This is a genomic window from Nonlabens sp., assembly GCF_965657255.1.
Lineage (GTDB): Bacteria > Bacteroidota > Bacteroidia > Flavobacteriales > Flavobacteriaceae > Nonlabens.
Genome location: NZ_CBFHNM010000002.1, coordinates 293,501 through 317,659 on the forward strand (window position 1 = coordinate 293,501; position 24,159 = coordinate 317,659).

Genomic DNA, 24,159 nt, shown 5'->3' on the forward strand with positions numbered 1-24,159 from the left:
AAATGGGAAGACCTAGTATTAAAAATGAAGATCAATACGACGCTTTATTAAATCAAGGTTATAGCAAAGAAAAAGCTGCTCGTATAGCAAATACTAAAAATGCTGGAGAAAAAGGTGGAAAAGCAAGTAATTACGAAGACAGAACTAAAGAGGAACTATAAAACCAAGCAAAAGAGCTAGAAATAAAAGGTCGCTCTAAAATGAATAAAAAGGAGTTAATTAAAGCGTTACGCAACAATTAAAATATGTCCAACCAAATTCCAACAACCAAAATACGCCAGATTTTTATACTGGTTATAATTTCTAGTATCCTTTTTTTAATAGGAACGAATCTCCTTCCATATTTAGGTGGCGTTCTAGGCGCTGTTACTTTATATGTTCTTTTAGAACCTATTCAAAATTGGCTAGAAAAGAAAAAATGGAAATCTTCAATAGCTGCATCCTTATTGATAATACTTTCTTTTGTTGTTATCTTATTACCTATTACAGGTATAGGTTTAATGATGAGTTCTAAAGTAAAAAATGCAGTTGAAAACAGTAAAGAAATAACAAAGACTATAAAATCCCAAATTGCCAAAGCAGAAGAATTGGTAGGGATGAATATTTCAGAGCGTATTAATACAGACGATGTGAGTAGTTGGGCTTCAGAAAACTTACAAAGCCTAGCAAGTTCTAGTCTGACCGTATTTATTGCAGTCGGGATTATGTTTTTTCTTTTGTATTTTATGTTAGTAGAACGTAAAAAATGGCTTAAGGCATCTCTTGATTATATGCCTTTGAAAGAGAAAAACATCAAAACAATAGGCGAAGAAAGTATCTCATTAGTAAAATCAAATGCTATAGGTATACCTCTGGTCGCATTACTTCAAGGATTTGTTGCCTTAATCGGCTACTTCATTTTTGGAGTAGAAAACCCTTTTTTCTGGTTTGTCATAACAGTTATAGGAAGCATGATTCCTTTTGTAGGAACAGCATTAGGTATTCTTCCTGTTTGTATTTTAATGTTTGCCCAAGGAGATACCACAGCTGCTATAGGTATTTTAATATACGGTGCGGTGGTAGTAGGTGCGACAGACAACCTTTTTAGATTAGTCGTTCAAAAACGATTGGCAGATGTTCATCCTCTAGTCACTCTTATAGGTGTGGTGGTAGGAGTTCCTATTTTTGGATTTATCGGACTTATTTTTGGACCGTTGCTCGTAAGTTTATTTTTGCTGCTCGTAAAAATTTACAAAAACGAATACGGAAAAGAAGGTCAAGCGATATAGTAATGTTAAATGACCTAATTATTTTTTAAGATTCCTTATTTTTAACCCAAATTAAAATTGATGAGTAAAGTATTTAAACTTCAAGATAAAATAGACGAAAACTACATTGAACAACGCAAATTGTTCATTTGGGGAATGGTAGATGATAAAACAGCTAGACACTGTGTAGACAGACTGTTATACCTAGATTCATTAAGTAATGAAGAAATCACTTTTGTGATCAATAGTCCAGGTGGCTATGTTACCGCTGGATTCTCTATTTATGATACGATGCAAGAAATCAAAAGTCCCGTGAGTACCGTTTGTAGCGGTCTTGCTGCGTCGATGGGTTCTTTACTACTCTCTGGTGGAGAAAAAGGACGTCGCATGATTCAAAAACATGGTCGCGTGATGATTCACCAGCCTAGCGGTGGTGGACGTGGTACAAGTGCAGACATTGAAATTACCGCACAAGAGATTTTGAAAACAAGAGAAATCCTAGCAAAATTATACGAAGAAAACTGTGGGCAGCCTTTTGATAAAGTAATGAAAGATTTTAACCGTGATTTCTGGTTAGGAGCTGATGAAGCTCTAGAATATGGTATCGTAGACGGCATTTTATAAATTAGATAACAGTATTATATGATAAGCCAGCTTATATTTAAGCTGGCTTTTTAGTATTCTCAACTTAAATAGAAACCATACCATAAAAGCTCATGGATCGATAGTCATAACTTTTTTTTCAAAATCGAGATGATATTGCAAAAAAACGTACTTTACTACCGTACAGATGGACATTTACCTAATAACAAAACTGATATAAATGAAACTAACACCATTTCACCTTGCTATTCCTGTTAAGGAAATTACTACCACACGTGATTTTTATAGCGATATACTAGGCTGTAAAGAAGGACGCAGCTCTGACCATTGGGTTGATTTTGATTTCTTCGGTCATCAACTCGTTATTCATGTGACTGAAGAGGCACAAAAAGCAGTTATAAATGCTGTAGACGGTAAAGCTGTTCCTGTTCCACATTTTGGAGTTGTATTAGAGTGGGATGTTTTTCATGCTTTCGCGAAAGCGGTAAAAGAAAAAGGCGTAGAATTTATTATCGAGCCGTATATAAGATTTGAAGGACTGCCAGGCGAGCAAGCCACCATGTTCTTTCAAGATCCTAGTGGCAATTCACTAGAATTCAAATCGTTTAAGGATTTTGATCAGATTTTTGTTTCTTGAGAATATTTAGAAAAAAGACAGATTTTCCGGATGAGAAGTACACATTAGACGCCGTGAAAGAAACTACTGTAGAAGATGTAGATGAGGCTATCGCCAGGGAAGAAAGTATAAGCCAAAAAATAGCTAATGCAGGGTTTCTCAAAAAATATGCTAAGCTAGGACAGATCATGTTTATGATGATTAAAGACTATCGTAAAGGCATCTACACGAAGATGCCTTGGTTTATAATAGCTGCAATCACAACTGGTTTATTATATGTTTTTATGCCTATAGATCTTATTCCTGATTTTATTCCTGGATTAGGGTTTCTAGATGATCTTACTGTACTGTCTTTTGTAACAGGATGGATTGAAACTGATCTTCATAAATACCTGGATTGGAAGTTGAAGGAGAAGGCTTATTTAGAAGAATAAACCTTTTCCCCATTAGAATAAGTAGCAACAACTTTCATCTCAGGAACTTTTTCAATAGATACTTCCATTAAATCTTCATCGAGCATAACAAAGTCAGCTGCTTTTCCTATTTCTAGACTTCCTTTTTCATTTTCTTCAAAATTTGAATAAGCTGCCCAAATAGTCATTCCTTTTAAGGTTTCTTCACGAGACAATGCCTGACTAGCAATAAAACCATCTTCTGGATAACCGCTGGTATCTTTTCTAGCTACCGCCGCATAAAAGGTTAAAAACGGATTTACTTGTTCTACTGGATAATCTGTTCCTAGAGCTAGCATTTTTGATTGATTCAAAAGTTTTTTATAGGCATAAGCTCCTTTGATGCGCTCTTCTCCTACTCGATCTTGCGCCCAATACATATCACTTGTCGCATGTGTAGGTTGTACAGATGGCAATATGTTTTCTTCATCAAACAAACCAAAATCTGCTGGATCAACTATCTGAGCGTGTTCTATTCTCCATCTTCTATCTTTTTGATCGTTCAATATTTCTTTATATCCTTTAAGAACCACATAATTAGCACTATCACCTATTGCATGTGTATTCATTTGATAATCCGTTGCAGCGATGCGTTTTGCTATCCCTTCAAAATCTTCTACACTACTTAACAAAGCACCATAATGATTGTGTTTATCTGTATACGGTTCTTTCATGACTGCGCCACGACTTCCCAAAGCGCCATCTGCATAGAACTTTACAGATCGCACATTCAATCGATCTGTTTTTATGATTCCTTTTTCTAGGTAATAATCTAGGTTTTCTGGCGTATTGCTGATCATCGCATAGATCTTCATCTTTAAAACTCCATCTTGCTGTAAACTATCGATCAACTCTATTGTAGATTTCATTAAACCAGCGTCATCCACTGTTGTTATCCCATAACTGAAGTTGATGTCTTGAGCATCCATTAAAGACTTTACAGACTCTTCTCTAGAATCTATTGGAAAAACCGCTTCTACTAATTCCATAGGGTTATCAACAAGAATTCCTGTTAATTTCCCATCCTGTTGTTCAATAGCTCCACCAAATGGATCAGTATCCGCATCGATTCCTGCCAGTTGTAATGCAGCATCGTTAGCAATCATTGCATGACCATCTATCCTAGTTAATGCAACTGGAATATCTGGGAAAAGTTCATTTAGTTGTTGATTGGTTGGAAATTCTTTTATTTCCCAATCGTTTTGATCCCATCCACGACCTATGATAAATGATTTGTTGTTCTTATTTTGAAAGTCTGTTACTCTTTGAATAACCTCATCATAGCTTTTTGTTCCTACTAGATCAACTCTTTGTAACTGTTGACCTAATCCATAAAAATGACAGTGTGCATCGATTAATCCTGGATAAATAAATTTGCCAGTAGCATCAATGGTTTCTGAAGCTTTAAAGTTTTGGTTTTTCAATTCTTCTTGAGTGCCTGTAAAAATGATTTTACCATCTTTTACTGCAAGTGCTGTTGCTGTGGAGAAGTCTTGATCTACTGTATAAATAGTTGCGTTTTCAATAATTAAATCTGCTGTGGAAGTTTCTTTTTCCTGACAAGAAACGATCAGTAAAATAACGAGAAGTAATAGGAGTTTTTTCATTTTTTAAAAATAGGTTAAAGGAGTAGTTCATGCAACTGTAGATAATGAACGTCGATCAAAAAAAACATTTGTATTCATTTACAGATCCAAACTTGAATCTGCACCTATAAATGGTATAGTTTAATGGTAAGTGCTTGATGGACAGGTTTAGACCATACTACACAAATAATTAGCATGTCAAATCTTAGAATACTTGAAAAAAAACTCGTTCAATGCAGCTTGAACGAGTCTTAATTTAGTTCCTGTTTAAGGTGGTTTTACTATTCTCGCTTTCGCGAAAGCGGAATTTTAAAAATCAAATTTATAAACAGCTCCACCTAAAATCTGTAAATCTTGAACTGGATAATCTAGAAAATATTCATAATTACCACCAGTTAAATTCTGACCTCTTAAAAAGGCTGTCAATTTAGGATTGATTTTATAATTAACATCAATATTAAGATCTACAAAAGAATCGAGTGGTTCAAATCCTGCTCCTGCTCTAAAAGCTTCTCGCTGGCCTACATAATAAAGTGTTGTACCAACATTCCATTTATCATTGATCTGATAGTTACCCACAAGATTTGCTGTGAATTCTGGTAAATGAGATGGAATATTAAAAAATGCATCACCATTCTCTACATCGTAACTGAAACCTTTTGCACTTAAAGTCAGATTAAAAGCGGTATTCACGTCATAACTTAAGGTTGCTCCATAAAGCACAGTATTCATATCGCCATATTGAGTATAGAACACATTACCGTATTCGTAAGCTGCTACTTCTGTCCCAGTAATCATTGCAGAACCAGAATCTTTATTGTAGAAATATCTATTATTCTCAATTCTATAACCTCCAAAAACTTGATAACCAAAATTCTCTGAAAGCTTTCCTTTAAAACCTAATTGCGCGTCCAATGATCTATCTGTGGGCGCTACTGTAATGGCTGGTGCAAGAAATACATTCTCGTCTGCAAAGTCTTGAAGCGAGTTCATATCCAGTCCACCACCTATTCTTACATAAGGGATAAATTTCTCTTCTACCACTATATAACTAGCAGTAACATCTGGATATATAAACACTTCACTATCGGATAGATCACCGCTAGTACTGTTTAAATAGTTAACTATTGCTCCCAATCTTACTTTATAATTATCCCCATAAAGATTAATTGCAGGATTTAATCCACCTTTTAAATAACTGTAATCTTCTGGTGCTAGAATCAAGCCTTGTGTATCAAAACTACCACTCAAATAATCTATCTCTAAACCTAAAGCAACTTCTGTCTCTAGAATATCAAATCCTAGCTGTGGCAACGCACTAAAACGAATCTCGCTAGCATCAAAACTGGATGATGTGCCTCTAAAATTAAGGTCTACATCTTTAATAACGCTATCAAAGAAAGTCGCTTTACCGCCTAAACCATAGGATAAATAATTGAACCCTACATCTGTATCTTCTGTCAATGAATTTGCTGCAAACTCATAGCCACCGTATAAATTTGCCGCTTGATGTCTTGCACCAGCAGTAATACCCCAATTCATACCTCTAGTGCGTTTTCCATAAGACACATCTAGTGAAGTATCAGAAAAACCATCGTCTGCAACTACATCATTGATGCCACCTTGAGAAGAATTGTGATTAAAGAATACACCTACATCGCTGTCTCGATCGATTTCAAAATTAGCACCAAATTCTCCTAAGACATTTAGGTAATTTCCTAAACCTAATCGAGCATAGTTCTTAAAGTATTGAGCTCTTTGCGCTGGCCTCAATCTAGAAAGACCTGCTTTTGCTGGAGTAAAAGTACTTGCTACTGGGACAGAAAAAATACTATAAGTTACTGGTTTCTTATTCACTTTAGTAGTGTCACTAAAGGTAGGATTGCTTTTTACTTTGAAAGCATCACTAATCGTAGGATCATATGGTTTTACAACTGTAATCGTACCACCGTTTAATCGATCTTCCTCTTCTTCTGTGGTTTGTCCTATCGCGACGGTTGCACTTAAGGCAACAGCTGCAAAAATGGTATGTTTTATATTAAAAATCATTGTCTATTAGTTTTGACTTGTCGGTACGACAGATGAGTTTGTTTTTGCAGCTTCTGTTTTAATAATGGCTAGCTCTGCTTTTGCTTCTGCCACCACTTCTGGATATTGTTTGAAGTTATTGATTACTGCATCAAGAATAGTTGTTGCGTTGAGTGTTTGATTTAACGCATAGTAACTTTTTGCCATGATTACGAGACCTTTTGCGCTCCATAATTTATAACCTCCATAGTTTTTACTAAGACTATTTACAGTGGTGATGACCGCATCGTGTTTTCCTTCTTTATTTTGAAAGTAGGCTTTGTAAAAAGTAGCTTCTGCAGCGAGGCTTCCTGTCGCAGTTTGTAGTACTGTTTCATAACCAGTTTTTGCCGCTACCTCATTTCCTTGTTGCCATGAAGATCGAGCGATAATAATCTGTGCATCAGACTTTACATTATTCTCAATACTTGTATCGCTTAAAACTTTATTTGCATATGCTACTGCTTCATCGTAATTCTCTGTTTCATAATAGGCCTTCATCAAATTCGATTGTGCGTAAATAACATTTTGAGGAAAATCTGCTAACTGTTCCAATTGCTTCATTACTGGTATAGCTTTTACATAATCCTTTGTTCCTAGATGAATTTCACTTAAACGAGCTAATGCTTGTTCTGAGAACTCACTTCTTTCTTTACTTATCACATATTCATAATGAGGAATACTTTCTTCTTTTTTATTTTGAGAAAATTGAGCTTGTGCCAGATAAAAATGAGCTTTTAAAGCATGTTTTCCATTAGGAAACTGCTTTAAATACTTTGCCATTTCCCGGGCAGTTCCATTCATGTCGCCTTGAATAAAAGGCTGTTCTGCACTTTCATAAGCAGTATCATCTAACTCGTTATCGGTTACTTCAACTCCATCAAGACCTCTTACCCAAACAGCATAGTCGTTAGTGCGCCCTAAATCGATATAAACTTGTCTTGCACTACTTATGGCTTGTACGGCTTGTGGTGTTCCAGCATATTTATCTGTAACCTGTTTAAAAACGGTTAATGAAGCCTCTAGATTTCCGTCATTATACAATTGTAATCCTTTACGCATCATTGCTTGAGAGGTATAAATGCTGTTAGGATACTGATTGATCAATAGGTCATAAGTTCTTATACCTTTAGGAACCTGATTGGAATTAATATAGGTATTACCTAATTCATAAATTACATCATCACGATATTTAGAAGTTTTAAACTTTGTGATAAATTCTTCTAAATCTTGAATCTTACGATCGTTCTTTTGAACAAATCCATAAGAAATGGCTTTTTGAAATGCTGCATAATCTGCATTAAAACCATTCATTTCAATGGCTTGATTATAAGCTTCCATTCCTGGCCAGTATTTCTTGGTTACAAAATTTGCATCACCTATTCTCAAATAAGCATCATTTAATCTAACCGCATCTTTTTTTGCACTAGCTTGTTTTGTGAATGCAGTAAAAGAATTAATAGCTTCGTCGTATTTTTTAAGTTTAAACTCTGTATAACCCATGTCATAGTGATACAGGTCATCTTCTTCAATAGAAACCTTTAGTTTATTTACTTGCTTAAAGTTTTCATAAGCGCCTGTAAAATCATTGAGTTGATACATGGCTTCAGCTTTCCAGAAGATCGCTTTTTTCTTTAACGCTGCGTCAGTAATATTTTCTACTGCTTTATTTAAGTTTACTAAAGCATCTTGATAATCTCCAGAAGTAAATAAATTCAACCCATGATATAGAGCTACTTTTCCATAAACAGCTTCATTACCTTTAATTCTTCCATCTTCTAATAGTTCCAGCGCTTCCTTATAGTTTTTTGAAGAAAAATAGGAGTCTATAAGAAATGCACTCATTTCTTCTTTTTTATCTGTATCTGGATATTTTTCTAAATAAGCGAGTATAACTGATGGTACACTATCATATGGATTACCGTTCTCATAACTTAATTTTGCATAATTATAAGAAGCGTCTTGTGATATTTGAGCATCCAGATCCATTTCACTAGCTTTCTTAAAAGCATTAAGTGCGTCTTCATTTCTATCTAGCTTAATGTAGCTTTGACCTAGATGGTAATACGCATTTTGTGCTGTTGCATTAACGCCATCGATAATTTTGTTAAAAGTCTCAACAGCTTTTTCAAAATTCTCTTGCTTATAATACGCGTATCCTAATTGATAGAAGTCGTTGTTATTCCATTTACCACGAGTACCTTTATATTCTTCAAGGTATGGTAGCGCCTCATCATACTTTTGTTGATTAAACAAGGACTGGCCTATGATGCGATTTAACTCTGACTGTTCTTTGCGATTCGATTTTTCTAATTGAGATTTTGCTAATTCAATCGCTTTATCAAACTTCCCTAGTTTGTAATTCAAATCTGCTTGATAATAAGAAAGTTTTTCATCTGCTTCTGGAGAGTCTTCTACTTTATCAAAAAGATCACTTGCTTCTTGAAGTTCGTCATTTTCATAAGCGATATAACCTAAATAGTATTTTGCTTTACTTCCGTATTCTGGATCGTCACTTACACGATTTAAGAAAGATTTTGCCTCATCAAACTTTTTAGACTGCACAAGAGTATAACCTGTATTGAAATAATAACGGCTGGCTTGCTTTCGCGAAAGCGTGCTCTTATCCACCTTTTGATACCACACAGCAGACTTTCTATAATCTCCATTATTAAAATAGTAGTCGGCAACATCAATTATAGCAGAGTTTTTCTTAATTGAAGTAGGATATTCTTCTACAAAATTCTCTACTAATTGGTCTGCATTACGTTGATTAAGACGCACAGCACAGTTTGCGATATAATAAGATGCATTACCTTTAACAACCTCATCATTAGACGCTTCTAAAACCTGAGTGAAAAGTCTTTGTGATGCCAGATATTGATCTTCTTGATAAAGATCTACCGCCTGATTGTAAGTTGCGAGAGGATCGGTCAATATTTTGGACTGTTGTGCGTTTGTTATTGTAGTAAAACTGAACACAAACAACAATGCCATTGCTAGTTTTCTCATAATACGAGTGATTCTAATTGTTAGAGTAAAATTATGATTTCCGTTCTTAGAACGACTTAAAACATCATTAATTATTCATAATCTTATCCACATCTTGATTCACATCTATTTACTACTTTAATCACTTGAAAAATTGTTTATTATAAAATTTATTGTTGTTAAAAAATAAACTGTAACGATGCAATACTTTATTTTTTTGCCTTGACAAATTTTCAAATAAATCCTTTTATCTTTACGGTCTTACCCTAGTAAATAGGTATAACTTTACCGAAAATCATTTCATTTATGTCACATCACGTTTTATCACTAAGCAAAGTAGATGTCTTCCAGAAGGATAACTTAATTCTAAAAAATGTTAATTTAGAAATTGAAAAAGGAGAATTTGTTTATTTAATAGGTAAAACCGGTAGTGGAAAAAGTTCTTTAATGAAAACTTTATATGGTGATATACCTCTTACAAAAGGAACGGGAACCATTGTTGATTTTGACCTTGCCACTTTACGCGAAAAAGAAATACCGCACTTACGTCGTAAACTAGGCGTCGTTTTTCAGGACTTTAAATTATTGACCGATCGTACGATCAATGATAATTTAAAATTTGTTCTCAAAGCAACTGGCTGGAAAAATAAAAAAGAAATGACAGCTAGAATAGAAGAGGTTCTCGATAAAGTAGGAATGAAAACAAAGGGCTTCAAATACCCACATGAATTGTCTGGTGGTGAACAGCAACGTGTCGCCATAGCTAGGGCGCTTTTGAACGAACCACAATTAATTATTGCTGACGAGCCTACTGGTAATCTAGATCCACAAACTAGTGTTGAAATTATGGAGGTTCTTCAACAAATCAACAAAAATGGAAATACCATACTCATGGCTACTCATGATTATGCTTTAATATTGAAATACCCATCTAAAACATTAAAATGTGATGATGGCGAGATCTTCGAAGTCGTACAAAAAGCCGTTTGAGTCACGAGTTACACATAGTAAGTTTTGACATACCGCTACCTTCAAATTATGGAGGCGTTATTGATGTGTTTAACAAATTAAAAACACTACATCAACATGGAATAAACATCACATTACATTGTTTTCAATATGGCGATAGAAAACCAAATAAAGAGCTTAACAATTATTGTAAAGAGGTCTTTTATTACAATCGTAAAATAGGTTTTTATGGCATATCTGCAACACTACCTTATATTGTTTATTCTAGGAGAAGTGAAAAATTACTGGAGCGATTACAAAAAACAAACGCCCCTATTCTATTTGAAGGTTTGCACACTTGCTACTATTTAAATCATAAATCTCTAGAGAAAAATTTTAAAATAGTACGTTGCCATAACATTGAGCATGAATACTATAACAAACTGTCAGAACACAGCTCCAAAACTAAAAAAATCTATTTTCTTCAAGAGGCATATCGATTAAAAAAGTACGAAGCTGTTTTAGAAAACGCTCAGGTGTTATTATCCATTTCAGATGATGATCAATCCTATTTTGAGTCTTCTTATTCTAAAACCGAATGTATTAAAGTACCAGCTTTCCATACAGATAATAAAGTATCTAGTGTATTAGGTAATGGTACCTATTCTCTATTTCATGGCAGCCTTAACGTAAGTGAAAACGATCACAGTGCACAATATCTTGTTGAAGAAATTTTTAATGATATTGATTATAAGTTAGTCATTGCAGGAAAAAACCCCTCTTTTAAGTTGCAAAAGCTATGTGCTAAGAAAGATAATATTACCCTAGTAAATGATTTAGAATGGGATGAGTTAAATACACTCATAAAAAATGCTCATATACATTTGATGCACGCCTCTCAAAAAAGTGGTTTAAAACTAAAACTTTTGAAAGCTTTATTTTTGGGGAGACATGTTATTGCAAATGAAGATATGGCAAATGAAAAATTAATTTCAGACCATGTTGTAATAGCAAATGATACTGCCTCGTGGAAAAAAGCAATAGCTAACTTGATGAACATACCATTTGATCAAGAGATTCTTTCTAAACGTATACGTGTGATGGAAGAGTTTAAAAACGAGAAAATTGTAGGAAAAATTATAGAACAACTAAAACAATAATTATTAAAACACTAGTCCACATTCCATTGTATAATAAAGCGACCACGATAGTGAGAACTTTGAATAGTGTATTTGATCAGAATTATAAAGATTTTGATATCCTAATAATTAACGATGGCTCTACCGATGAAAGTCTTGAATTAGTTAAAAACATTAACTATCATCGCATCATTATTCATTCTCAGGAAAATAAAGGAGTAAGCGCTACTCGTAATAATGCCATTCTATTTGCAAGAGAAAATAATTATAAGAGAATTGCATTTCTAGATGGTGACGATTTTTGGTGCTCTAACCACTTATCTACTTTATGCGCCTTATTTGATAAATTTCCAGAAGCACATATTGCTGCAACCAATTATCAATTAAAAAGATCTCGCAAAACAATCGATACCGTATTGAGTAATTTTGAAAGCACAGAAGACCAGCTTTTGAAAAGCTTCTTCCATCATAATTACTTAAACAGCATTTTTACCTGTTCCACATTAATGATTAAACCTGAAATAGTTGATAAAACAGGCTTATTTAATGAGTCATTGACGCATTTTGAAGATATTGATTGGTTTGTTAGAATAGGGATGAAAAGTAAAATAGCATTTAGTTTTAGAGTAACAGCAGTAATTGATGAAATTGCAGATAATCGCTCTGACCAGGTAGAAATGAAATACAGAAAACTACCTGATTTTACTGATTATGAAGCAGAGGCTAAAAATCATTTAGGTCTTGAAAAATATATAGATCTCAATCGTTTTGCTATCGCATTAGCTTATCGCATGGAAAATGATATACGTAACACAACCCTATATCAGCAAAAAATAAATTTGAAGAATTTAAGCCTTAAGCAACAACAACTTTTAAAGATGAGCAGCTTACAACTTAAGTCTTTAAAACGTACCCAAAAAGTTTTGGGAAACCTAGGATTACATTTACGAGCTGGTGATTGAGTAAAAACTCTTCTTTTCTCTTATGTAATCTGCTTCCTCAAATTCATGAGATGCTAAAACTAAACACATCGCACCGCTAGAAAAATCTGCAAGCTCTCGCCATATCATGGTTGGTATTAAAAGTCCTTTATTAGGTTTATTAAGCGTTATTGTTTGTTTCTCTTTACCATTATCTAATTCTACAGTAAAACTACCAGATACCGCAATCAACAATTCCATACACTCTTTATGCGCATGTCCACCACGATGTGAATCGCTGGGAACATCATATAAATAGTAAACACGCTCAATTTTGTATGGGATAGTATCTTTTTCCAGTACTGCAAGATTGCCTCGTGGATCTGTAATCTTGGGAATATCTATTATTTTATAACTCATATTTCAAAAATACTATTGTTTAGGGTGATTTATACGATGTCCTTCAAAACCACTCACATAATCATTTGCTCCATGTTGAAAAACCATAAATTTCTCCCATAGTTTACTTAACGATTTTACATAACCTTTACGCCAAAGAAAAAATACATACTTGAATTGATAATAAACCGCAGTGATGATATTTCTCCTTCCAGCAATAGCGCCTCGAGCATAAATAACTCGGTTTGAAGCAACGTCATCACTACTGGTATGTGCTTCATGTTGCACAATAGTTTCTGGCACAAAGCTTATTTTAAGATTCTTTTTTAGCACCTCATCAAGAAAGATATAATTCTCTGCATCCTGAAATTGTGCACCTAATCCAAATCTTTGGTCAAATATTAATCCAGCTGTTAAAATAGCTTCTCTTTTAAAAGTAATTTCTGGCGAAAGCACTTTTTCTATAGCTTTAAAATCTAAGCAGCTAAACGTATCTGGATAATTATAGAAGTCCTGCCCTTTATGGGTTTTTGTTTTGAAGGTGAGCACATCAGATGTATATTCCTGGTGCGCTTCTATAACTTGGTCCACAGCATCTGAAAGAAGTACACAATCATCATCCAGTATCCAACACAAATCTTTAGTGCTGTGTTTTATAGCTAGATTACGACTTTTACTCAAACCGTATTCTTTATTGTTGATTACTTTGATGTGTTGTATTTCAGAAGTTAACTGATGATCAAAAGATTGATTAACAATAATTAGGTTTTCATTGATTTGATCCAGTGGCTTTTGAAACATCGTCTCAAGAAATAACAAATCACTACGATGCATCGTCGCGATTAATATTTCAAGATCGTTCTTTTTGTATTTCTTATTTGCCATTAATAAACTGCCTACTGCTTATCTTTACCTCAAAGATACTTCTATATGCGCATATTGCTGGTAGGTGAATACAGCGGTTTTCATAATTCCTTAAAACATGGGCTCGAGTACCTAGGCCATAAAGTAACCATATTAGGTGACGGCGATGGTTTTAAACGCTATCCTGTAGATATAGATTTAAGTAATTCTTTCTTTGAAAAACACTGGTTATTACGCAAGTTTAAAGTCGCCTGGTGGAAAATGACTGGTCACAATCTAGAAGACAGATTGAAGTTGTTTCGCTTTCGCGAAAGCGAGAACCAACTCAAACACTTTGATATCGTTCAATTTATTAACTCAAATCCATTTAATTGTCACCCAAAAATCGAGCGTAAAATGCTTGATTTCTTATTAAATCATAATGAAAGATTTTTTCTGGTTGCCTGTGGTGACGATTATGAATATTCTAAATATTTGGTAGAAAAGCATCAAGGATATTCTATTCTTGATGCTGTGAAAAGTGGTACACAACATAAAAATAAATTTTATTTTACCTATAAATATCTTGAAAACCATTACCGGAATAACTATTTAAAACTTCTCGCTGATTCTGAAAAAATAATCCCTAGCAATATCGATTATGCTATGGCACTCACTAATAATCCTAAAGTTACTGAAATTATTCCCGCAGCTATTAATTGTGGGAAATACCATCTGAATATTAATGCACAACTAGATCCTATTGAAATTTTCATGGGAATCAATCGTGCTAACTACTGGAAAAAAGGAATCAATTATTTTGAGAAAGCGCTAGCGATTATCTCAAATAAATATGGTGATCAAGTTAAAATAACTATTGCTGAAGATTTACCCTATGATGTTTACATGAGTCGTTATAGTAATGCTCATATATTGTTAGATCAAGTCCTTTGCTATGATCAAGGCTACAATGCTCTCGAGGCAATGTTGCAGGGTAAAGTTGTTTTTAGTGGCGGTAGTTCTATATACCTAAAAGCTCATGGATTAGAATCTGTGCCAGTTATAGACGCACAACCAGATGTAAATTACCTTGTTGTACAGCTTTCTAGACTAATAGATCAACCACAATCCATTATAGAATTAGGAAAAGCAGCAAGAAATCACATATTACAACATCATGAAAGTGTCATGATTGCCGAAAAATATTTAAAATTATATCAATCTTAATTTTAAGAGAATGTCACATTTTAAATGTTCATGAACTGGTCATGAATCGTATAGATAAATATTTTGTTGTAATACAGGTGTAAAAATAAGCAGTACAAACTTTGTCCCAGCTCATGCAAGAAAATCACAGATTTATTAAATGAATTCATTTAGAAAATACTGCAGATGACTACGCTCCTATTTCTAACATCGTAAAAGAACCTTCTATTTCTTATGGACAGGAATATGTAAGTTTACTGGCTCGTCAAGGTAAAATTGACGCCTACAAAGAAGGACGTGTATGGTATACAACAGAAAAAGCTGTAAAAGACTATGTGGCAGGAAGGAAGAGGAAAAGGAAATTGAATTGAGTCTTTGGCTCTTTGGGTTCATCTAAAAAGCTATAAAAATCTTTTCAGAGTTTTAGAGCTTTTTTATAATTTCAAGTTCGAATTCAAATTCAAATTGGTTATCTGTTCTTCCATTGAATATCCATTCCAGAAAAGTCGTTTGCCGTTTTTTCTTTTGCTTGTTTAGGAATCATAAACTCAAACTCTAAGGCAACTTCTAATCCGTCATCCAGATAAAATAGCATGGTTTCTTCTCCTTCATAATCACAGATTACAACGGCATGAATTTCATGTACGTCAAAGTAATCATCTTTTACTTCTTGAGGTTCTACAAACTCAAAATAATGTAATACTTGCGCTCCTTTAAAATAATCTATCTGATCTAAGTAGAGGTCTTTTTCCATATGGCAAAGGTAAGATTAAAGGAATGAAAAAAACCAGCTTCCCAGCTGGCTTTAAAATTCTCATTTAACGATTTCAAATTAAACCGTACGATTTACATCAAACCCTTCTAGTAAATGAGCTACTCTTTGAACAAACTGCCCACCTAGCGCTCCATTTACAACTCTATGGTCGTAACTGTGTGATAAAAACATTTTCATTCTGATACCTATAAAATCTCCTTCTGGAGTTTCTACTACTGCAGGAACTTTTCTAATCGCTCCAAGAGCCAAAATACCTACCTGAGGCTGATTGATAATAGGCGTTCCTAGAACAGACCCAAAAGTACCTACGTTAGTTACCGTATAAGTTCCTCCTTGCGTATCGTCTGGTTTTAATTTTCCATTTCTGGCTCTATTTGCAAGGTCATTTACTGACTTTGCCATTCCTACTAGGTTCAATTGGTCTGCATTTTTGATTACAGGAACAATTAAATTACCATCTGGAAGTGCTGCTGCCATTCCTAGGTTGATATTTTTACGCTTTATAATTTTGTCGCCATCTAGAGCGATATTCATCATAGGAAATTCTTTTAAGGCTTGTGCTACCGCTTCCATGAAAATAGGTGTGAACGTTAAGTTCTCGCCTTCTCTAGCTTTAAAACTGTCTTTATTTTTCTTTCTCCAGTTCCAGATATTAGTTACATCACACTCAATAAAACTTTGAACATGCGCACTAGTTTGTACCGATGCCACCATATGGTGCGCAATCAATTTACCCATGCGAGTCATTTCAATGATCTCGTCGCCACTATTAACAGAAACTGGTGCTGCCGTAGGAACTTGTTTAGGAGCAGCAGCATGTGATGCCGGTGCTGCAGGAGTTTTGGCAGCAGTAGAAGTAGTCGCTACTTTACCTGCTTTCTTATCTGCAACGTATTGTAAAATATCATTTTTAGTAACGCGAGCATCTTTTCCTGTACCAGAAATAGATTCTAATTCACTTAATGATATATTTTCTTCCTTTGCGATGTTTTTAACTAGAGGAGAATAAAAGGCGTCGCTATCAGAAAAGTTAACACTTTCCGTAGCTGTATTTATTTCTTTCTCTACTTGTGATGCTGCTGCTTTTACAGCATCATTAGATGTAGTTTCCGGTGATTTTACTTCACTCGCTTTTGCGGAAGCGGAATCGCCACTATCATCACCATCAATTTCTATAATTGCAATAGTCTGCCCTACTTGAACGACATCATCTACCTGAAATAAGATTTCAACCAGTTTACCGTCCACCTCGCTAGGCACTTCACTATCTACCTTATCTGTGGCGATTTCTAACACAGGTTCATCCATTTCTATGGTGTCGCCTACATTTTTAAGCCATGATGTAATGGTCGCCTCAGCAACCGATTCACCCATTTTAGGTAATTTAAGTTCAAATTTTGCCATAACTAATAAGGTACTATAACGTTTTTAATTATTTTGCAAAAGTACTCAAAATTGAGTTTACAATTGCGAATTATTCACTGATATGGGAATACTTTAAGAATCGGTTATGAATATCGCAACGATTCCATCAATTCATCACATATATTTTATTTCTCCACGACTATTACTACTATCACTTCCTATATAAAAATCTCTTTTAGGTGATAAAAACCTATGTTTTAACTCTTTGGTATGCGTCATAAAATCTATTATCTCTTTAATCGTGAGTGTCTTTGTATCCCATAAAAAAGTAGCATCTTCAAAAGTACAATCCCAAACTTCAGAATGCTTCACTCTTTCCATTTTTATGGGTAAATCCAAGTGTTTGTCCTCAGTAACCAGATACAAATTATCAAATTCCTTTACTTCGTATTCTATAGAAGGAGTAGATTTTAAAGCAACCATTCCTTTAATCATTAAATCAATTGCGTTTTTCTCTAATACAGATTGTTTGAAATATTTATCATAAAACAACCCCATCGCACCATAAAATCGCTCTAGATAAACTTTATCTTTAATCGTGCTTTCACCTTTAAAATGAATGACTTTTTGATCACCTAAGTAATAGTTTTCATAACCCTTTAAAATCGCCGTGTAACTTAAATCAATGTCTTCACCGTACATAAAATACCGCTCGTCAAAACCACCACAATCCTCATAGACTTCTTTCTTACAAAACATAAAAGCACCGACCAATACATCTACTTTACCTCTATCGTTTTGACCAACCTCATTGTAGTAATAATTACGATCATTGCCTAGCATCTTTTGTCGCGCAACTTTGGGCGTAGGAATGTGTCGTTTACTTTCTGGCAAGTATTTTCCTGTGCCATCAATAAGTTGAACTCCCAAAAATCCTAATTTAGGTTGTGCTTGTGTGAAAGAGAGACATTCTTTAAATACCTCTTCTCCTACAATCGTATCAGGATTTAAAATGCAGAGATATTCTCCTTTTGCCTGTGCAACAGCAAGATTATTTCCTTTGGAAAAACCGTAGTTCTCTTCATGCGCAATGACTTTGACTTGGTCCTTAAAAACAAAATGAAGCATTTGTAGACTAGAGTCTGTAGAATTATTATCGGCTACAATAATCTCTGCATCAATATTTTTTGTTGCTCTCAAAACGCTATAAATGCACAACTCTAGAAAGGCTGCTGCGTTATAGTTGAGTATGATGATGGAGAGTTTCATTTAAAATCAACAGTAATGTCATCTTTAACTTTAAGAGCATCTAACATAGGAATCATATGGCGCTCTTGTATTTCAAAGTTATCTAAAATGTAATGTTGAAAATCTTGGTAAGTATGCTTTTTCATAAGATTCAAATGAGCTTGAGCAGCATCATATTTTTCGTTTGCAGATAAAGCCCATATGTACTCTATATTAAAATCAAAATTACTAATATCACTTTTTAACTGTGACTCATACTCGATTAACGCTTGATCAAGAATAGCCTCTCCTTTGATAATTTCCTTATTTATTAAAAGAAATAAGCCTCTTTGAATTTTGTACAACGGCCTTTCTGGAAACATCTCTATTAACCTAGCGTTTGTGTCTAATAATCCTTTTATATCTTTCTTTTCAGCGTAAATTCCAATTTTATTATTCAGTGCAGTAAAATTTTGATCGTCTAGTTCTAATGCTTTATCAAATAGTAAAAGAGCGCTATCTAGTCTTACGTCATTATCCAAACTAAAATCCATGTAAACTTCAAAAGCTTTTACGGATATCTCTTCAGCTTCAAATTCATTCTGATTTGTGTTGCAAGAAAACAACAAAACGGCAAGGATGCACAACAAAGCACTATTAACTTTCATACCCTAATTCTTCAAAGAATTCTCATAAGGAACACGATGTAAAATACTTCTTCCTAATGTTACCTCATCAGCAAATTCTAGTTCGTCACCTACTGCTATTCCTCTTGCTATGGTAGATGTGTTGACTTCTAGTCCATCGAGTTGTTTGAAAATGTAGAAGTTGGTCGTATCGCCTTCAATAGTTGGGCTCAATGCAAAAATAATCTCTGTAACACCTTTGTTTTTTACACGATCTACTAATGATCTTACTTTTAAATCTTGTGGACCTATTCCATCCATAGGGCTTATTTTACCACCTAAAACATGGTATAAACCTCTATACTGACTCGTATTTTCAATCGCCATCACGTCGCGTATATCTTCTACGACACAAACGATCGACTGATCGCGATTTAGGCTAGCACAAATCTCGCAAATTTCTACATCGCTCACATTGTGGCAATTTTTACAAAAATTAAGGTCGTGACGCATTTTGAGTAATGCATCACTAAGTAAGTCCGTATTTTGTTCTGGTTGTCGCATTAAATGCAGCACCAGTCGTAAAGCGGTGCGCTTTCCTATCCCAGGTAGTTGTGATACTTGATTAACGGCTTCTTCTAAAATTTTTGAGGAGAAATTCATGAATGGTAAAGATAGAAAAGAGTTGTGAAAAGTATCAGGTACTTAGTACAAAGTATTGAAATGATTATCCGCTGTCAAATGCAATTGTAAATCCAACTACATCTCCATAAAACCAGCATCACAGCCTGCATTGTTCTAGCGGACATTTCCTCCAAAGGAGGAAAACCATTTTAAATTGTATTTCGATATTTTCTAGCACATATTGCTGTAAAACGATATAACAGATTAAACAATTTGTGTGCGTTCAGGATGAGATCACGTATAAATCACTACCGTGATTTTACGAGATTTAAGCTTCACTTAAATGAATCATCGCAAAAACAGCATAATTAATCATGTCCTGATAATTGGCATCGATTCCTTCAGAGACTAATGTGGCTCCTTCGTTGTCTTCAATTTGTTTAACACGTAATAGTTTTTGTAAGATCAAATCGGTTAAAGAACTTACTCTCATGTCTCTCCACGCCTCACCATAATCGTGGTTTTTATCCATCATTAATTGTTTGGTAATTGCGACATGATGATCGTATTGCTCAAGAGATTCTTCTAGAGACAAATCTGGTTGTTCTACCACTCCTTTTTCTAACTGGATAAGCGCCATGATAGAATAATTAATAATACCTATAAACTCGCTTTCCTGTCCTTCATTCACCTTAGATTCAGAAAGTGTTTGTAAACCTCTGATGCGTTGGGCTTTTATAAAAATCTGATCGGTAAGTGATGGCAATCTTAAAATGCGCCATGCGCTACCGTAATCTTTCATTTTTTTTGAAAACAAATCACGACATTGAGAAATAACGGCATCGTATTGCTGGCTAGTTTTGGACATAAGGGCTATAAATTTTGCGTAAATTTCGCATTTAAACTTAATTATTCCTATTTAATGGCAACTATAAATTGCGCAGGCGCACTTATCGATCTCTCTACACCTCATGTAATGGGCATTGTCAACTGTACTCCAGACTCTTTTTACGATGGTGGCAAATTAAAAAATGATACTGCTATCTTAACCCAAGTAGAGAAAATGCTAGATGATGGCGCCACTTTTATTGATGTCGGTGGTTATAGTTCACGACCAGACGGCACTGATATTACTGTAGAGGAAGAACTTTCTAGAGTTCTACCGGTTCTTGATTTGATTACAACTCGTTTTACGATTAAAGGATTGTCTTGTGATAGCTTTCGCGAAAGCGTTATAAAAAAAGCAATTGATCATGGTGCTACTATCGTGAATGATATAAGCGCTGGTCATTTATCTGAGGAAATGCTACAAACTGTTGGAAATGCCAAGGTTCCTTACATCATGATGCATATGCGTGGCAATCCTCAAACCATGAAGTTCATGACGGATTATGAGCATATGATCGTAGAAATAAATCATTATTTTTCAGAACGTATTGCCGCGGCGCGATCTCATGGAATCAATGATATAGTGATTGATCCAGGTTTTGGTTTTGCAAAAACTCGAGAACAAAATTTTGAATTACTTTCCAAGCTTCATTTATTGCAAGCTCATAATGTACCTATTCTAGCTGGTGTTTCTCGCAAGTCTATGATTTATAAAACTTTAAACACTACTGCTCAACAAGCGCTAAATGGCACCACAGCTTTAAACATGGTGAGTTTAATGAATGGTGCAAAGATATTACGCGTTCATGATGTGAAAGAAGCGATGGAAACTATCAAGCTCTTTAACGAGTTAACGATAAATTAATTCTATTTTTACTACATGGAACTTCCAGGATTTAGAATCATTGATCTTATAGACATATTGCTGGTCGCAGCGGTAGTTTTCTACTTGTACCGATTAGTTAAAGGAACTGCAGCGCTCAATATTTTTATTGGGATTTTTATCATTTATTTGATTTACCAGCTCACTGTTTTTATGAAGATGGAGATGTTAAGTCAGGCTTTAGGTGCTGTTACCGGCGCTGGAGTGGTGGCATTGATAGTTGTTTTTCAGCAAGAAATCAGGCGGTTTTTACTGATGCTGGGCTCTACTCAATTCACTTCTAGAAAACGTTTTTTGAAACAACTGCGTATTTTTCAAGAAGAACAAGATAGCAATCATACAGTAGTAAACGAAATTGTCAAAGCTTGTGAAAAGATGAGTCAGACCAAGACAGGTGCACTTATAGGTATTAAAAGAGATGGCTCTCTCGAATTTGTTAAAAATACTGGAGATCAACAAGATATTCTTGTTAACTCTTCTATTATTCAAAGTATTTTTTATAAAAACAGCACGTTGCACGATGGTGCTATGATTGTGGAAGGAAATAAAATAACCGCTACAAGAGTAATTTTACCTGTTTCTGAAAATAGAAAAATACCACAACGTTTTGGATTGCGACATCGAGCAGCGTTAGGATTAACTGAAAGAAGTAGCGCAATTGCATTGATTGTAAGTGAAGAAACAGGACAAATTTCTCTTGTTCATGAAGGCGAGTTTGAAACCTATACGGACACAGAAGAGCTTGCCAAAAAGATCAAATCTCATCTCGCTTAATGGAACGCTATTGTAAGAACTGCAAAAAGATTTTTTGGACTAAATAATGAGACTACTTTTACTAAATCATTGATTTCAATCATGGTAGGCATCGGACTGATGATAGCGTTAGGAATAATTATATTGATATTAGGAATGTTAATAGCAATTATTCTAAAAGTGACAGATATAGTTTAAGCGACTTCTTGTTGCAAAAACTGAACCTCGTAAAGATTTTTATAATAGCCATTTTCTTTCTCAAGAAGCTCATTATGTGTTCCCATTTCAACAATCTCACCAGCATCCATTACGATAATTTTATCGGCTTTTTTGATGGTAGCTAGTCGGTGAGCGATGACTATTGATGTACGGTCTTTAGTGATGATATCTGTAGCGTCTTGAATCAACTGTTCACTATAAGCATCTACAGAACTGGTTGCTTCGTCAAGGATTAAAATACTAGGATTAGAAACATAAGCTCTTAGAAAAGCAATCAACTGGCGCTGTCCAGAACTTAACATCACACCTCTTTCCTTTACATTGTATTGATATCCATTAGGCAAGGTCATGATAAATTTGTGGACACCTATTTTCTTTGCAGCTGCAATTACGTCTTCTTCTGTAATATCTGGATTTTGAAGTGTAATGTTGTTTAAAATAGTATCTGCAAATAAGAATACATCTTGTAGCACTACTGCTATTTGTGATCTTAATGATGCTAATTGGTACGATTTCGCGGAAGCGGAATCAATCAAAATATCTCCACTATTTATTTCATAGAAACGTGATAACAAATTGATAATCGTAGATTTTCCTGCACCTGTTGCACCAACAATAGCGACAGTTTCACCAGCAGAAACTTTAAAACTAAGATTCTTCAGTACCAATTCATTCTCTACATAACCAAAATCTACCTCTTTAAACTCAATGTTACCTTTTAATTCTGATGCGATAAGATCACCTTCATCCTCAATTTGAGACTGCGTATCTAGAATCCCAAAAACACGGTTTGCAGCAACCATTCCCATTTGTAACGTGTTGAATTTATCTGCAATCTGACGTAATGGTCTAAAAAGTTTTTGTGATAAATCAATAAACATCACGATCACACCTACCTCAATAGCCTGAGCAGTTGCACCGGTGTTCAATACCACACCTATGTAAACAATTAATCCTATGGTGATGCTTGAAGCCATCTCTGCAATGGGAAAGAAAATAGAATTGTACCATACGGTCTTTACCCAAGCGTTTCTGTGCTTGTCATTAATTTCTTTAAACTGCTCATACTCAATTTTCTCACGATTAAAAATCTGTACGATCTTCATTCCTGTAACTCGCTCTTGTACGAAAGAATTAAGATTACTCACTTGTGTGCGTACTTCTTCAAAGGCCACTTTCATAGCCTTTTGAAAAACTCTTGTAGCATAGAGAATAAATGGCATTACAATCAATGCAATCAAGGTTAATTTCCAACTAGAATAAGCCATAAAACCTAAAACCACAACCATTTTTAATAGATCTGAAATAATTACAAAGAGACCTTGAGAAAAAATACTAGCAATAGTTTCTATATCACTCACTGCTCTAGTAACTAATTTACCTACAGCACTTTTATCAAAATACTGCATCTTGAAACCCATCATGTGATTGAAAAGTTTCAGTCTTAAATCTCTAATGACTTGTTGTCCCAACCAGTTAGCATAATAAATAAAACTAAGTTGTAGAAGTACATCTGCAAGAAGAACAGCAATCATTAAAACTATGACACCGGTAAAGCCACCGTATTCAATTCCCCATATGGTATTTGTACCATTAAAATCTTGAGGCACGATGTGATTATCTATGGCAACTTTAATTAGGTAAGGCATTCCTATCGCTACAATAGCAATTAAAATAGCACTTAAAGCTACAAAGTAGTAAGTTAATCGGTAGGGTTTTGTAAAAGACAATAGCCTTTTAAAAAGTCCCATATTAAAAGCGTTCCCAGTAGTTGAAGCCATA

Annotated in this window: 22 protein-coding genes and 2 pseudogenes; 12 read left to right on the forward strand and 12 right to left on the reverse strand. The window is 34.6% G+C overall.

Going from position 1 to position 24,159, the window contains the following annotated elements; translation table 11 throughout:
- Window positions 1-2 precede the first annotated feature (2 nt).
- The 5 genes and pseudogenes from ACTF54_RS03870 (at window position 3) to ACTF54_RS03890 (ending at window position 2,900) form a co-directional block, all read left to right on the forward strand.
- A pseudogene (locus tag ACTF54_RS03870) lies at window positions 3-242 on the forward strand (DUF7218 family protein).
- A gap of 3 nt (window positions 243-245) precedes the next feature.
- The gene (locus ACTF54_RS03875; RefSeq protein ID WP_347197200.1) at window positions 246-1,268 is read left to right on the forward strand and encodes an AI-2E family transporter; all 1,023 of its coding nucleotides are present in this window, start codon (window positions 246-248) and stop codon (window positions 1,266-1,268) included.
- A 60-nt stretch (window positions 1,269-1,328) separates the two neighbouring features.
- A complete protein-coding gene (locus ACTF54_RS03880; RefSeq protein ID WP_347197199.1) occupies window positions 1,329-1,871 on the forward strand; it encodes a ClpP family protease in 543 nt (180 codons plus the stop codon).
- Window positions 1,872-2,070: 199 nt separating this feature from the next.
- Window positions 2,071-2,487, forward strand: a complete 417-nt coding sequence (locus tag ACTF54_RS03885; protein ID WP_347197198.1) for a VOC family protein — start codon at window positions 2,071-2,073, stop codon at window positions 2,485-2,487.
- Window positions 2,484-2,900, forward strand: a complete 417-nt coding sequence (locus tag ACTF54_RS03890; RefSeq protein WP_438968797.1) for a YkvA family protein — start codon at window positions 2,484-2,486, stop codon at window positions 2,898-2,900. The genes ACTF54_RS03885 and ACTF54_RS03890 overlap by 4 nt, the downstream gene beginning before the upstream one ends.
- On the opposite strand, the gene ACTF54_RS03895 is transcribed toward ACTF54_RS03890, so the two are convergent.
- The 3 genes from ACTF54_RS03895 to ACTF54_RS03905 form a co-directional block, all read right to left on the reverse strand.
- Window positions 2,885-4,525: an amidohydrolase gene (locus ACTF54_RS03895; protein WP_438968798.1), complete on the reverse strand. Its 1,641-nt coding sequence runs from the start codon at window positions 4,523-4,525 to the stop codon at window positions 2,885-2,887. The genes ACTF54_RS03890 and ACTF54_RS03895 overlap by 16 nt on opposite strands.
- Before the next feature lie 288 nt (window positions 4,526-4,813).
- Window positions 4,814-6,553, reverse strand: coding sequence for a hypothetical protein (locus ACTF54_RS03900; protein ID WP_438968799.1), 1,740 nt, complete (start codon window positions 6,551-6,553; stop codon window positions 4,814-4,816).
- 6 nt (window positions 6,554-6,559) lie between these two features.
- Window positions 6,560-9,583, reverse strand: a complete 3,024-nt coding sequence (locus tag ACTF54_RS03905) for a tetratricopeptide repeat protein (protein WP_347195893.1) — start codon at window positions 9,581-9,583, stop codon at window positions 6,560-6,562.
- Between the two features lie 285 nt (window positions 9,584-9,868).
- On the opposite strand from ACTF54_RS03905, the gene ACTF54_RS03910 reads away from it, so the two are divergent.
- Genes ACTF54_RS03910 through ACTF54_RS03920 form a run of 3 tightly spaced genes read left to right on the forward strand, consistent with a single transcriptional unit; the run spans window position 9,869 to window position 12,611 of the window.
- Window positions 9,869-10,552 (forward strand): cell division ATP-binding protein FtsE, encoded by a 684-nt coding sequence (locus ACTF54_RS03910; protein ID WP_347195894.1) that lies wholly within the window; start codon window positions 9,869-9,871, stop codon window positions 10,550-10,552.
- Window positions 10,549-11,670 (forward strand): glycosyltransferase, encoded by a 1,122-nt coding sequence (locus tag ACTF54_RS03915; protein ID WP_347195895.1) that lies wholly within the window; start codon window positions 10,549-10,551, stop codon window positions 11,668-11,670. Before ACTF54_RS03910 ends, ACTF54_RS03915 begins: the two co-directional genes overlap by 4 nt.
- A gap of 20 nt (window positions 11,671-11,690) precedes the next feature.
- Window positions 11,691-12,611, forward strand: coding sequence for a glycosyltransferase family A protein (locus ACTF54_RS03920; protein WP_438968820.1), 921 nt, complete (start codon window positions 11,691-11,693; stop codon window positions 12,609-12,611).
- Here the strand turns inward: ACTF54_RS03920 and ACTF54_RS03925 are convergent.
- Both ACTF54_RS03925 and ACTF54_RS03930 read right to left on the reverse strand, forming a co-directional pair.
- Window positions 12,594-12,989, reverse strand: coding sequence for a sugar 3,4-ketoisomerase (locus ACTF54_RS03925; protein WP_347195896.1), 396 nt, complete (start codon window positions 12,987-12,989; stop codon window positions 12,594-12,596). The two genes, ACTF54_RS03920 and ACTF54_RS03925, sit on opposite strands and share 18 nt — an antisense overlap.
- 12 nt (window positions 12,990-13,001) lie before the next feature.
- Entirely contained in the window at window positions 13,002-13,853 is an 852-nt protein-coding gene (locus ACTF54_RS03930; protein ID WP_347195897.1) for a glycosyltransferase family 2 protein, read from the reverse strand.
- 45 nt (window positions 13,854-13,898) lie between these two features.
- Here ACTF54_RS03930 and ACTF54_RS03935 point away from each other — a divergent pair, with 45 nt between their 5' ends.
- Both ACTF54_RS03935 and ACTF54_RS03940 read left to right on the forward strand, forming a co-directional pair.
- The gene (locus tag ACTF54_RS03935; protein ID WP_347195898.1) at window positions 13,899-15,038 is read left to right on the forward strand and encodes a glycosyltransferase; all 1,140 of its coding nucleotides are present in this window, start codon (window positions 13,899-13,901) and stop codon (window positions 15,036-15,038) included.
- 167 nt (window positions 15,039-15,205) lie between these two features.
- Window positions 15,206-15,388: pseudogene (locus tag ACTF54_RS03940) on the forward strand (Fic family protein); the annotation flags it as partial.
- A 98-nt stretch (window positions 15,389-15,486) separates the two neighbouring features.
- Here ACTF54_RS03940 and ACTF54_RS03945 read toward each other — a convergent pair.
- From ACTF54_RS03945 to ACTF54_RS03970, 6 genes are all read right to left on the reverse strand, one after another.
- Window positions 15,487-15,771, reverse strand: a complete 285-nt coding sequence (locus ACTF54_RS03945) for a hypothetical protein (RefSeq protein WP_347195899.1) — start codon at window positions 15,769-15,771, stop codon at window positions 15,487-15,489.
- A 78-nt stretch (window positions 15,772-15,849) separates the two neighbouring features.
- Complete coding sequence (locus tag ACTF54_RS03950) at window positions 15,850-17,196, reverse strand: dihydrolipoamide acetyltransferase family protein (RefSeq protein WP_438968800.1); 1,347 nt, start codon at window positions 17,194-17,196, stop codon at window positions 15,850-15,852.
- Between the two features lie 135 nt (window positions 17,197-17,331).
- Complete coding sequence (locus ACTF54_RS03955; protein WP_438968801.1) at window positions 17,332-18,426, reverse strand: glycosyltransferase family 2 protein; 1,095 nt, start codon at window positions 18,424-18,426, stop codon at window positions 17,332-17,334.
- Window positions 18,423-19,052: a tetratricopeptide repeat protein gene (locus ACTF54_RS03960; RefSeq protein ID WP_438968802.1), complete on the reverse strand. Its 630-nt coding sequence runs from the start codon at window positions 19,050-19,052 to the stop codon at window positions 18,423-18,425. Before ACTF54_RS03960 ends, ACTF54_RS03955 begins: the two co-directional genes overlap by 4 nt.
- Before the next feature lie 3 nt (window positions 19,053-19,055).
- Entirely contained in the window at window positions 19,056-19,673 is a 618-nt protein-coding gene (gene recR, locus ACTF54_RS03965; protein WP_347195903.1) for a recombination mediator RecR, read from the reverse strand.
- Between the two features lie 289 nt (window positions 19,674-19,962).
- Window positions 19,963-20,502, reverse strand: coding sequence for a DUF1599 domain-containing protein (locus ACTF54_RS03970; RefSeq protein ID WP_347195904.1), 540 nt, complete (start codon window positions 20,500-20,502; stop codon window positions 19,963-19,965).
- 54 nt (window positions 20,503-20,556) lie between these two features.
- Between ACTF54_RS03970 and folP the strand changes: the two genes are divergently transcribed.
- Complete coding sequence (gene folP, locus ACTF54_RS03975; RefSeq protein WP_438968803.1) at window positions 20,557-21,387, forward strand: dihydropteroate synthase; 831 nt, start codon at window positions 20,557-20,559, stop codon at window positions 21,385-21,387.
- Between the two features lie 15 nt (window positions 21,388-21,402).
- Window positions 21,403-22,179 (forward strand): diadenylate cyclase CdaA, encoded by a 777-nt coding sequence (gene cdaA, locus ACTF54_RS03980; RefSeq protein ID WP_347195906.1) that lies wholly within the window; start codon window positions 21,403-21,405, stop codon window positions 22,177-22,179.
- 173 nt (window positions 22,180-22,352) lie between these two features.
- On the opposite strand, the gene ACTF54_RS03985 is transcribed toward cdaA, so the two are convergent.
- Window positions 22,353-24,158: an ABC transporter ATP-binding protein gene (locus ACTF54_RS03985; RefSeq protein WP_347202182.1), complete on the reverse strand. Its 1,806-nt coding sequence runs from the start codon at window positions 24,156-24,158 to the stop codon at window positions 22,353-22,355.
- Between the last annotated feature and the right edge of the window lies 1 nt (window position 24,159).

Coding starts and splice junctions, on each gene's coding strand:
- ACTF54_RS03875 (WP_347197200.1), top strand. CDS start 246: ATGTCCAACCAAATTCCAACAACCAAAATACGCCAGATTTTTATACTG.
- ACTF54_RS03880 (WP_347197199.1), top strand. CDS start 1,329: ATGAGTAAAGTATTTAAACTTCAAGATAAAATAGACGAAAACTACATT.
- ACTF54_RS03885 (WP_347197198.1), top strand. CDS start 2,071: ATGAAACTAACACCATTTCACCTTGCTATTCCTGTTAAGGAAATTACT.
- ACTF54_RS03895 (WP_438968798.1), bottom strand. CDS start 4,525: ATGAAAAAACTCCTATTACTTCTCGTTATTTTACTGATCGTTTCTTGT.
- ACTF54_RS03900 (WP_438968799.1), bottom strand. CDS start 6,553: ATGATTTTTAATATAAAACATACCATTTTTGCAGCTGTTGCCTTAAGT.
- ACTF54_RS03905 (WP_347195893.1), bottom strand. CDS start 9,583: ATGAGAAAACTAGCAATGGCATTGTTGTTTGTGTTCAGTTTTACTACA.
- ACTF54_RS03910 (WP_347195894.1), top strand. CDS start 9,869: ATGTCACATCACGTTTTATCACTAAGCAAAGTAGATGTCTTCCAGAAG.
- ACTF54_RS03925 (WP_347195896.1), bottom strand. CDS start 12,989: ATGAGTTATAAAATAATAGATATTCCCAAGATTACAGATCCACGAGGC.
- ACTF54_RS03930 (WP_347195897.1), bottom strand. CDS start 13,853: ATGGCAAATAAGAAATACAAAAAGAACGATCTTGAAATATTAATCGCG.
- ACTF54_RS03935 (WP_347195898.1), top strand. CDS start 13,899: ATGCGCATATTGCTGGTAGGTGAATACAGCGGTTTTCATAATTCCTTA.
- ACTF54_RS03945 (WP_347195899.1), bottom strand. CDS start 15,771: ATGGAAAAAGACCTCTACTTAGATCAGATAGATTATTTTAAAGGAGCG.
- ACTF54_RS03950 (WP_438968800.1), bottom strand. CDS start 17,196: ATGGCAAAATTTGAACTTAAATTACCTAAAATGGGTGAATCGGTTGCT.
- ACTF54_RS03955 (WP_438968801.1), bottom strand. CDS start 18,426: ATGAAACTCTCCATCATCATACTCAACTATAACGCAGCAGCCTTTCTA.
- ACTF54_RS03960 (WP_438968802.1), bottom strand. CDS start 19,052: ATGAAAGTTAATAGTGCTTTGTTGTGCATCCTTGCCGTTTTGTTGTTT.
- recR (WP_347195903.1), bottom strand. CDS start 19,673: ATGAATTTCTCCTCAAAAATTTTAGAAGAAGCCGTTAATCAAGTATCA.
- ACTF54_RS03970 (WP_347195904.1), bottom strand. CDS start 20,502: ATGTCCAAAACTAGCCAGCAATACGATGCCGTTATTTCTCAATGTCGT.
- folP (WP_438968803.1), top strand. CDS start 20,557: ATGGCAACTATAAATTGCGCAGGCGCACTTATCGATCTCTCTACACCT.
- cdaA (WP_347195906.1), top strand. CDS start 21,403: ATGGAACTTCCAGGATTTAGAATCATTGATCTTATAGACATATTGCTG.
- ACTF54_RS03985 (WP_347202182.1), bottom strand. CDS start 24,158: ATGGCTTCAACTACTGGGAACGCTTTTAATATGGGACTTTTTAAAAGG.